The organism is Planktotalea frisia, from assembly GCF_001890925.1.
GTDB classification, from domain to species: domain Bacteria; phylum Pseudomonadota; class Alphaproteobacteria; order Rhodobacterales; family Rhodobacteraceae; genus Planktotalea; species Planktotalea frisia.
This window is the reverse complement of the sequence record NZ_MLCB01000015.1, coordinates 1-9455: the sequence shown is the minus strand read 5'-3', so window position 1 is coordinate 9455 and position 9455 is coordinate 1. Positions and strand designations below refer to the sequence as shown.

The 9455-nt window shown below is 50.1% G+C and carries 12 protein-coding genes; 1 reads left to right on the top strand and 11 read right to left on the bottom strand.

Going from position 1 to position 9455, the window contains the following annotated elements; genetic code table 11:
- Positions 1–181: 181 nt before the first annotated feature.
- From PFRI_RS00980 to PFRI_RS00930, 11 genes are all read right to left on the bottom strand, one after another.
- A complete protein-coding gene (locus PFRI_RS00980; protein ID WP_072628902.1) occupies positions 182–592 on the bottom strand; it encodes a rhodanese-like domain-containing protein in 411 nt (136 codons plus the stop codon).
- A 164-nt stretch (positions 593–756) separates the two neighbouring features.
- Positions 757–2481, bottom strand: a complete 1725-nt coding sequence (locus tag PFRI_RS00975; protein WP_072628901.1) for a SulP family inorganic anion transporter — start codon at positions 2479–2481, stop codon at positions 757–759.
- A gap of 120 nt (positions 2482–2601) precedes the next feature.
- On the bottom strand, positions 2602–4281 hold the full coding sequence (locus PFRI_RS00970) for a bifunctional protein tyrosine phosphatase family protein/NAD(P)/FAD-dependent oxidoreductase (protein ID WP_072628900.1): 1680 nt from the start codon (positions 4279–4281) through the stop codon (positions 2602–2604).
- A gap of 14 nt (positions 4282–4295) precedes the next feature.
- The gene (locus PFRI_RS00965; protein ID WP_072628899.1) at positions 4296–5180 is read right to left on the bottom strand and encodes an MBL fold metallo-hydrolase; all 885 of its coding nucleotides are present in this window, start codon (positions 5178–5180) and stop codon (positions 4296–4298) included.
- A gap of 64 nt (positions 5181–5244) precedes the next feature.
- Positions 5245–5601 carry a rhodanese-like domain-containing protein gene (locus PFRI_RS00960; protein WP_072628898.1) on the bottom strand — a complete coding sequence of 119 codons (357 nt, stop codon included), beginning with the start codon at positions 5599–5601 and terminating at the stop codon, positions 5245–5247.
- Between the two features lie 21 nt (positions 5602–5622).
- A complete protein-coding gene (locus PFRI_RS00955) occupies positions 5623–6213 on the bottom strand; it encodes a hypothetical protein (protein WP_245812200.1) in 591 nt (196 codons plus the stop codon).
- 2 nt (positions 6214–6215) lie between these two features.
- Entirely contained in the window at positions 6216–6647 is a 432-nt protein-coding gene (locus PFRI_RS00950; RefSeq protein ID WP_072628897.1) for a DUF6691 family protein, read from the bottom strand.
- 4 nt (positions 6648–6651) lie between these two features.
- Complete coding sequence (locus PFRI_RS00945; RefSeq protein ID WP_072628896.1) at positions 6652–7083, bottom strand: YeeE/YedE family protein; 432 nt, start codon at positions 7081–7083, stop codon at positions 6652–6654.
- 1 nt (position 7084) lies between these two features.
- Complete coding sequence (locus PFRI_RS00940) at positions 7085–7303, bottom strand: YgaP family membrane protein (protein ID WP_072628903.1); 219 nt, start codon at positions 7301–7303, stop codon at positions 7085–7087.
- A gap of 95 nt (positions 7304–7398) precedes the next feature.
- On the bottom strand, positions 7399–8064 hold the full coding sequence (locus PFRI_RS00935) for a Crp/Fnr family transcriptional regulator (protein ID WP_072628895.1): 666 nt from the start codon (positions 8062–8064) through the stop codon (positions 7399–7401).
- Entirely contained in the window at positions 8061–8531 is a 471-nt protein-coding gene (locus PFRI_RS00930) for an Rrf2 family transcriptional regulator (protein WP_072628894.1), read from the bottom strand. Before PFRI_RS00930 ends, PFRI_RS00935 begins: the two co-directional genes overlap by 4 nt.
- 117 nt (positions 8532–8648) lie before the next feature.
- Between PFRI_RS00930 and PFRI_RS00925 the strand changes: the two genes are divergently transcribed.
- Positions 8649–9284 (top strand): peroxiredoxin, encoded by a 636-nt coding sequence (locus tag PFRI_RS00925; RefSeq protein WP_072628893.1) that lies wholly within the window; start codon positions 8649–8651, stop codon positions 9282–9284.
- The last annotated feature ends 171 nt before the right edge of the window (positions 9285–9455 follow it).

The window sequence follows — 9455 nt, the reverse complement described above, 5'->3', positions numbered from 1 at the left end:
GTCTTCAAGGTTGGATACATCTTAGCACGCTGTCCAGTTTTGCCGGACCACTTCAGATCTCTCGGCTCAAAACTATTGTGAGCGAGTTGGCGTATCATAGCGGCCATTGTTCCTTTAAGGTTCCATCCTTCGGGTAGTTTCCCTAGCGTGACAGGATCAACTTTTGATAAGCTTCTTTTGCTTAATTTGCAGATACCAACGGGAGACCTCGCGCAATCCAACCCGGCCCAAGTTCATTTCCGACCATTCCCTCAGAAACATCGATAACGCCTTTGAACCCGTCTTTGGAAAGCAGAGAAACGACATAGCCTGTACGACCACCCGTCGCGCAAATAAGAGCAATAGATTTGCCATGTTGGCCTTTCAAGACTGCGCTTATCTTGCGAGGAAAGTCTGGGCTGTGCATGGTCAGCGCAACCGCACCTTCTGCGACCCCTGTCTCGGCCCATTCTCCGGGACTACGAATATCAATTAGTATCATGTCGCTATTCACAGCGTTCGCAGCCTCAGGTGCCGAAATAATTCGTGGTGCAGCACTGGCATGACCAGCGAACACAGCAATTATGAACGAAAAAATTAGAATGCGGATCATAGAATAGCCTCTTCACAAGCGTGGAATGGGTTAATCCTCCCTATCAAACGAAACTGATAGTTCAGCAACAAAAGTAAATGCATTTTGGCATTTAGCTCGATCTGGTGACACGTTTACGTGATGTCAGGCCAAGCTGAATAGAATTCACCACAAATCGCGTTCAATCAGTCGTTCTTTCTTTTAGGAGTGAGAGCCTGCGCCGCATCATATTGCGACAGATAGATTTCTCCGTTCAGATTGTGGAGCAGATGGGACGTATTGAGACGATCCATCACAGGCCCTTTCACTTCGGATAGGTGAAACCCAACGCCCAAGTCTTTGAGACGCAAGTTGATTGCTTCGAGGCTTTCAAGCGCGGAATAATCCACCTCATTCACTGCTGAGAACATCAAGACGACATTCTTAATAGTCGTACCTTCAGTCACACGTTCTTGGATGAGATCTTGTAAGAAACGAGCATTGATAAAGTACAGGCTTTCATCGACGCGAAGGGTCAAAAGTGTAGGATCAGTTTCCACTTCGTGACGGTGAATATTACGGAAATGCTCGCTACCTGGAACCAAACCTACCTCGGCCACATGTGGGCGCGACGTTTTGTAAAGATGAAGCAAGATCGAAATAGCAACTCCACTTCCGACACCAATTTCAACACCAAGTCCCAAAGTCAGAACGATGGTTGCCAGAACCGCTGCGAAATCATCTCGATTGTAGCCCCAAGTTTTCTTTAGAATGGAGAGATCAACGAGGCTAAGAACAGCAACAATGATGGTCGCAGCGAGTGTCGCTTTTGGCAAGAAGAAGACCAAGGGCGTCAGAAACAACGCCGCAATCGCAAGGCCAATCGCAGTATAAATACCTGCCGCAGGTGTTTGTGAACCAGCATCAAAGTTGACGACAGAACGGGAAAATCCCCCGGTCACAGGAAAGCCCCCTGTAAATGCAGCGCCTAGGTTAGCAGCACCAAGGCCAATCAGCTCTTGGTTAGGGTCAATTTGTTGGCGCTTTTTAGCGGCAAGGGTTTGTGCCACTGAAATGCTTTCGACGAAACCAATGACAGAAATAAGAATCGCGGGCACCAATAGTGACCAAACAAGATCAGGCGACAGGCTTGGCATTGTCAAAGGCGGTAGGCTTTGTGGGACGTCGCCAACAGTTTTTACGCCACGATCTTGAAGGCCAAAAAGCCAAACAGCGACAGTCGTCGCAACGACCGCAGCAACGGGTCCCGCTTTGGTCAAAATGTCCGCCATGAGAGGCGAAAGCCCCATTTTCTTCAGCAATGGCTTTAGGTTTTTGCGCACCCAGAACAAGAAACTTGTTGCTGCGACCCCAATGACAACAGTGATCCAGTTGATTTGACCTAGGTGCTCGAAGATCGACCCAAGCATTTGCGGCAAAGTGTGGCCATGCGCGTTTACACCCAAGATGTGTTTTAGCTGACTGGTCGCGATCAAGATCCCGGATGCTGTGATAAAGCCCGCGATCACTGGATGGCTAAGGAAGTTCGCTAGAAAGCCTAGACGGAAAATGCCAAGGAGCACCAAGAAACCGCCCGAGAGAAAGGCCAATGTCAACGCCGCGATAGCATATCCAGCTGTCCCCGTTTCGGCCACTTGACCAACCGCTGAAGCGGTTAAAAGCGACACAACAGCAACGGGCCCAACAGCCAAAGCACGACTGGTACCGAATATCGCATACAGCACGATCGGGGCGATAGACGCATAGATGCCAGCTTCGGGTGGGAGTCCCGCCAATAGCGCGTAGGCCAAAGACTGCGGGATCAACATGATGGTCACAATCACAGCCGCAATCATGTCATTTGACAAAGCATTACGGTCATAACGACTGCCCCAATCAAGGATCGGGAGATATTGGCGGAGGATTTTCATGGTGGAGTGTCCAATGGTAACGGCTCGGCGTGATAGCGGAGGGTCGTGAGCAATCTAAAAGCCGCAGACCATCTAGACAGGGACAGCCAGATGCTCTGCGGCAATGATCAAGGCTTTAGCTTACTGCGCCGCAACTTTGATTTCTTCCGGCTTCGCCATCCACTCTTTACCCTTGAGCATGGCTTGCCAATAAATCGGCGGAAGCAACTTTTCTTTCAGGAACCAAGCCGCGCGGCTTGGTTTTGTTCCATCCAAAATAAACGATGGGAAGCTTGGCTTTAGCGCACCACCATATCCAAATTCTGCCATAACGATTTTGCCGCGCTCAACAGTAAGCGGGCAAGAGCCATAACCGTCATATTGTGCAACTGGTGAGCCGCCTTTGATGTCGGCCACTATATTTTCAGCAACAGTCGGTGCTTGTTTACGTGCGGCGGCCATGGTTTTTGCGTTTGGCGCATTCATCACATCACCGAGCGACCAGATGTTATCAAAGGTCTTATGACGCAAAGTCGCCTGGTCGACATCTACCCATCCAGCGACATCTGCTAAAGGAGAGACGCGAATAAAGTCCGGTGCAACTTGGGGTGGGCACACATGCATCATGTCGAAATCGACGGTGATTTCAGTTGGTTCTGAATCGGGTTTAGCCACCTTGAAAGTCGCTTTCTTCGCGGCCCCGTCAACAGCCGTAAGCGTATTGAAGAAGTTCAAAGTTGCATCGTACTTTTCGACGTATTTCATCAAGGCGGGCACATATTCCTTAACCCCAAACAACAAGCCACCTGCATTCATGAATTGAATATCGATGTCTTTGAGCGCGCCATTTCGGAACCAAGCATCGCCAGAAAGATACATTGCCTTTTGAGGGGCGCCGGCACACTTGATTGGCATTGGAGGCTGCGTAAAGAGCGCGCGACCTTCTTTCAATTCCTGAACAAGTTGCCAAGTATAAGGCGCAAGATCATAGCGGTAATTGGACGTAACACCATTACGGCCCAGCGTTTCTTCGAGACCTTCAATTGCGCCCCAATCGAGTTTCAGACCAGGCGAAACGACAAGTCGATCATAGGTGACGACAGTACACCCCTCAAGGATCACAGCGTTGTTTTTGGGTTCAAAAGCTGACACCGCAGCTTTGATCCATTTGACGCCCCGTGGAATTAGCGATCCCATTGTCTTCGCGGTTTCACTGGCTTCAAACACGCCGCCGCCAACCATCGTCCAGCCAGGCTGGTAGTAATGCACATCCGAAGGGTCGATAATCGCGATCGACAGGCTAGACTTGCGCGCAAGCAAGCTTGAAGCTGTTGCAATGCCCCCTGCTCCACCGCCGACGATGACGATGTCGAATTTTGCATCACCCGACTGCGTCGGTGTTTTGCCACCGTTGGCAACGCGGCGAGCCACACCATTCATATCATAACCAGCCGCTTTTGTGGCCGCGAGGATTTCAGGCAAAGGTCGTTTTTGCGCTTCATGCAAAGACCAAAGCGTCGCGGACCGTGTCCCCGAGCGACAATATCCCAACACTGGGCGAGGAAGGTCTTTAACAATATTTCCAAATTCAACGACATTTTCGTCTGTCACCATCCCTGTTTCTACAGGAAGGTAAGCTGCAACGAGACCTGCCTTTTTTGCAGCTTTCTCGATTTCTTCGAAACTCGGTTGATCAGAACCTTCGCCGTCTGGACGGTTACAAATGATGGCTCGATAGCCAGCCTCTTTGATCTCAGAGATGTCACTCGCGGTGATCTGTGGTGAAACCGATACCTTGTCTGTAATTTTTTTGATTTCCATGGTTTTATCCTATTTTACAGACCGTTAACCGGCACTTTGAGCATTGGGTTTCCGTCTTCATCCGTCGGCACTTCACCTGCACGCATGTTTACCTGCAAAGACGGGATAATCAGCTTTGGCATCGCCAATTGCGCATCCCGCTCAGTGCGAAACTTCACGAAGTCTTCTTTCGTTTTGTCACCGCCAACATGGATATTGCTTGCCTTTTGTTCAGCAACTGAGGTTTCCCAAGCAATCGTGCGACCATTCGGGCCGTAGTCGTGACACATAAACAAACGCATTTCGTCCGGCAGGCTTAGAACGCTCATAATAGAGTCGTAAAGAACACCCGCGTCCCCACCAGGGAAATCGGCACGCGCGGAGCCACCATCAGGCATAAACAATGTGTCACCTGCAAAGGCTACGTTGCCCATGACGTGTACCATGCACGCAGGTGTGTGGCCGGGCGTAAACATCGCAAAGGCCTGCATATTTCCGATGCTGTATGTGTCACCGTCTTTGAACAGCGCATCAAATTGTGATCCATCGCGCTGGAACTCTGTACCTTCGTTGAAAATCTTACCGAAGGTTTCTTGAATGACCATGATGCCTTCGCCGACACCGATCTTGCCACCCAATTCTTGCTGAATGTAGGGGGCAGCACTTAAGTGATCGGCGTGGACATGGGTTTCAATGATCCACTCAAGCTTAAGGCCGTGATGAATAACGAAGTCAATCATCCGATCAGCGCTGACATGCGTAATTCGACCTGCAGCATAATCTAGATCCATCACGCTGTCGATAATAGCACATGAATCAGAAGTCGGGTCTTTCACAACATAGCTGATTGTATTGGTAGGCTCGTCAAAGAAGGCTTCGACTTCAGGGGTGATGTCCATGTTTACTGGATAAGACGTCATTTCATGTTCTCCGGTCGGTATTCACATCGCCAACGCGATTGAACTAACTTGATGTTTTTTGAATCTAAGCTGCGGATTGCAGCTTGCGATATGCGTTCAAGCCACCTGCGATATAGTGGGCGTTTTCATAGCCCATTTCCTTCAGGGCAGCTGCCGAAAGCGCACCCCGATTGTTGGCATTGCAATAGCACAATATCTTTGTGTCCAAGGACGGAAGCGCTCCTTCAACATTCATCTCAAGCTTGCCACGGCTGATATTCATAGAACCCGAAATATGCCCAGCATCATGTTCTTCTTTGTCGCGGATATCCAAGACGACGGCCCCTTGCGCAAGCAGCGTGTCAACGTCCGCTGCTTGGACGGGTTTGACTTTTGCTTGCGCTTGATCGGCAAGCGTTTGGAATTTTTCAGTGTAAGCCATGCCTATTTCTCCAGCTTAAAATTAGTGTCCGTGCGAGCGACCTTCGGCCGCCATCATTTCGTGTACAGCTTGCATTCCACGATCAGCCATTGCCGTCACTTCAGCTGCATGTTCTTGCAATGCCGCTACAACTTTTGGATTGTCTGACGTCTGGATAACGACAAGTCCTTCATCCTCAACGGAGACATCAGAAACGATGTCTTTCCCGCGTACAAAGAAGATGTCCAACGTCGGGCTTTGGATCAAAATTTTAGGGTCATCTAACTGGCCAACACGATCAATCATTCCAACTGAATGGCTCACCAAAGCGTCCATAACTTCAGGGTCTGAGGAGTTTGTTACAGTGCGAATGCCATCTGGCAGGTTCTCTACTTCTCGCGTGATCGTATCAAACTTGCGAAACATAAGCGCGAGCTCAGCACTTTCCTCTGCTGTCGCGTTTTCACCGCGCAGACCGGGCATGTTTACTTCATCATGCTCCATGCCAGCACCGTGATGACGCGCCATTGTATGGCCAGACGACATGAAATACATGCCCCCCGCCCCGGCAGCACCTGCTAAGACTAGAGCGCCGACAACCAATAGAATGTTTCGTTTTGAACCTTGTGCCATGACTATGCAGCCTTTGTTGTGGGTTGTGACGAAGCGACAAGCCGTCTTGCATAAAACCCTGCGGTAACGGCTGCCAAGAACAACACGACTTCCCAACGACCCGTTCCAAGTGCTGGGATTGCAGCGCCCGGGCAGAAGCCTGCGATACCCCAGCCGATCCCGAAGATTGCGGACCCAGCCACAAGACGTGCATCGATTGCACTTGATATTGGAATTTGGAAACGGCTTTCAAAGAGCGGTGCGTTACGACGCCAAACCAAACGATACCCAATGAGGGTCAAAATCACAGCGCCACCCATAACGAAGGCAAGGCTAGGATCCCAGGTTCCTGCAATATCAAAGAAGTTGAAAACTTTCGCAGGATTCATCATCCCAGAAATCGCGATGCCGACACCAAATACGAGGCCAGTAAAAAGGGCAAAAATCAGTTTCATAGTCTTATGCTCCAAACACGTGGCGGATGAGGTATACGGTGATTGCTGCTGTGAACATGAACGTCGGCACAGCAACGATTGAGCGCACAGAAAGGCGAGATAGTCCGCACACGCCGTGACCTGACGTGCATCCAGAGCCAAGGCTTGCGCCAAATCCCACAATAACGCCACCAATCACAATCATCCAAGGGCTTACAGGAACAGACAATTCCGGCATCGCACCTGTAACCAAAAAGATTAAGCCAGGTGCCAAAATCATCCCAACAACCATCGCAGCGCGCCACGAAAATTCATCTCGGCTGTCCGCAAAGACAAGGCCAGACATGATGCCGGTTGCCCCAAGAATACGGCCTAGCCCAAGCATTAGAAGAACAGCGCCAAGGCCGATCAGCAAACCGCCACCAAAGGACGCGAATGGTGTGAACATGGTTTCCATTTCAGCAATCCTTGCAGGTCTTGAGACCCAAGATAGAATAAATTGGGCACATTTTCAGTGAAGAGGTCGCAAGCATAACAAGCCCAACAGCGGCGGCGCCGTATTTGAAGAGCGGAGCAGCTGCAAAGAATTGCATGCCACTAAAGAAGGCAAGATAAAGCAGCACGATGCCGAGCGCAGTGCGTAAGATACGGTCGATTGTTCCTACATTGGTTTTCATGGTGATCTCCTGAATCATAACTTGAGATCTAGATATAAGTTCTTGTCGCGTAGGTCGGTGACATTGTCACCTAACCGTAAGAAACATGAAATTTATCACGCGGAGTCCGCAATCGCACTGAGTGCGGCTTTATCCTTGAATGTGATCAAGCCCCGAGATTGCTCTATGAGTTCGCGTTTCTGAAAATCGTTCAAGACCCGTGAAATCACCTCGCGGGCTGTCCCAAGCTCACTGGCCAGATCTTGGTGAGTTGCTCGAACTTCTTTTAATCCGTCGCCAAGTATCAACAAGCGCTCTGCCAAGCGCACATCAATCCGGCCAAAGGCGACATCATCTACGACACGCAACAAATCGATCAACCGGCGCGAATAGGCGGCAAAGACGAAATTGCGAAACGTATCCTCTTCCGCGGACAAGCGGTCAAAGGCGTGCTTGGGTAAGCTCACCACTGTCACGTCGGATTCGGCAATACCTTCTGCATTGTAGGCTTCTTCCGCTAGCATACAGGCCGTCGTGAGAACGCAGCTTTCACCAGCATCAATGCGATATAAAACGATCTCGCGCCCTGCATCAGAAGTCTGCGAAACTCGTATGCGTCCATCATACAGAAAGAACAAGCTATCTGGAATGTTCATTGGGCCGAACACTTGATCGCCCTTTTTCATTCGCACAATACGCGCCGCTTTGTTCAAGCGAGTACGCACATCCTGTGGCAAAGCAGCGGTCCCTTTGAAACGCTCAGTCCAGTCTAAAACGTTCATTTTGCTTTCCTCATCGGGGCTATTATTCCGTCTTCCAATGGTGCAATCCGGGCCAACAAATCACTGCGATTCGATGCGATGTCAGCAAGAGTCAGATCATCGAGTACCGCCATGAAGGCACGCGTGGCGTCTTGCAAAGCTTTAGATAGTTTACAGATACCGATGAGTGGGCACGTATTGCTCGCTGGATTAAAACATTCAACCAAGTCAAGCGAGCCCTCAGTCAGGCGAACCACGTCACCCACAACAATGTCTTGAGCATGTCGTGCTAGGCGAAAGCCGCCCCCCCGTCCGCGTTGTGTTGTTATGTACCCCGCTTGACCCAGTTCATGAACGATTTTCACAACATGAGGACGCGCCAAGCCGTGGACTCGTACGACATCATCAACACGTATCAAATCAGGCGCTTTCAAGGCTGCCAATTGCAAAGCACGCATTGCAAAATTTGTGTAGGATGTAAGTTTCATAAAGTCTCCCAAATTTAAGTTACATATAAATTATATCTTTATGCGCGAACAGTGACATTGTCACTGAACCCAACTGTTACGCCGACTAGATCTGTTTGCAGAAAACAGGAGACTAAAATGACATTGCTACTTGGGGACATCGTTCCAGACTTCAATGCAGACACGACGACAGGGCCAATCTCGTTTCATGACTGGATAGCAAATGAGTGGGCATTCTTTTTCAGCCACCCCGCTGACTTCACGCCTGTATGCACCACGGAGATGGGCCGCACATCACAACTCGCATCTGAGTTTGCTAAACGCGGCGTAAAGCCGATTGGCCTCAGCACGGATACCACCGAAGAACATCTGAAGTGGATTGAAGACGTAAACGATACGCAAAACACGACACTGCGTTTCCCAATCGTAGCCGATCCTGATTGCAAAATCGCAGCTCTCTACGAGATGATCCACCCAGGTGAGTCTGCGACTGCTGCTGTCCGCTCGGTCTTTATCATTGATCCAGACAAAAAGCTGCGCTTGTCCATGACATACCCGATGAGCGTTGGTCGTAACTTCGATGAAATCATCCGTGTGATTGATGCACTCCAAACAGGAGACGTCAAAGGTGTTGCCCTGCCTGCTGATTGGCGGCCCGGTGATCGCGCGATTATCCTGCCCTCTGTTTCCAATGCAGAGGCGCATGTGAAATTCCCACAGGGTTTCGACGAAATTCGCCCCTACTTGCGCACTGTCGACATCGACGTCGCTTAAAACTTAAAAAAAGGCTAAAAACATGAAAATCTCAACACTCGCGCTTATCACCCTTTTCCCAATCGCTGCGGTGTAGCCTAGACAGACCCGCGGGACACTTGCGCGGCTACTGTAGGTTGTCTCTGAGAGCTTCGTAAGGGGTCTGGCCGTTATGCGCGCCGTGCGGTCTAG

Excerpts from the sequence above, each read along its gene's own strand:
- PFRI_RS00955 (WP_245812200.1), bottom strand. The coding sequence starts at position 6,213 with ATGGCACAAGGTTCAAAACGAAACATTCTATTGGTTGTCGGCGCTCTA.
- PFRI_RS00925 (WP_072628893.1), top strand. The coding sequence starts at position 8,649 with ATGACATTGCTACTTGGGGACATCGTTCCAGACTTCAATGCAGACACG.
- PFRI_RS00975 (WP_072628901.1), bottom strand. The coding sequence starts at position 2,481 with ATGAAAATCCTCCGCCAATATCTCCCGATCCTTGATTGGGGCAGTCGT.
- PFRI_RS00935 (WP_072628895.1), bottom strand. The coding sequence starts at position 8,064 with ATGAACGTTTTAGACTGGACTGAGCGTTTCAAAGGGACCGCTGCTTTG.
- PFRI_RS00940 (WP_072628903.1), bottom strand. The coding sequence starts at position 7,303 with ATGAAAACCAATGTAGGAACAATCGACCGTATCTTACGCACTGCGCTC.
- PFRI_RS00965 (WP_072628899.1), bottom strand. The coding sequence starts at position 5,180 with ATGACGTCTTATCCAGTAAACATGGACATCACCCCTGAAGTCGAAGCC.
- PFRI_RS00945 (WP_072628896.1), bottom strand. The coding sequence starts at position 7,083 with ATGGAAACCATGTTCACACCATTCGCGTCCTTTGGTGGCGGTTTGCTG.
- PFRI_RS00950 (WP_072628897.1), bottom strand. The coding sequence starts at position 6,647 with ATGAAACTGATTTTTGCCCTTTTTACTGGCCTCGTATTTGGTGTCGGC.
- PFRI_RS00970 (WP_072628900.1), bottom strand. The coding sequence starts at position 4,281 with ATGGAAATCAAAAAAATTACAGACAAGGTATCGGTTTCACCACAGATC.
- PFRI_RS00960 (WP_072628898.1), bottom strand. The coding sequence starts at position 5,601 with ATGGCTTACACTGAAAAATTCCAAACGCTTGCCGATCAAGCGCAAGCA.
- PFRI_RS00930 (WP_072628894.1), bottom strand. The coding sequence starts at position 8,531 with ATGAAACTTACATCCTACACAAATTTTGCAATGCGTGCTTTGCAATTG.
- PFRI_RS00980 (WP_072628902.1), bottom strand. The coding sequence starts at position 592 with ATGATCCGCATTCTAATTTTTTCGTTCATAATTGCTGTGTTCGCTGGT.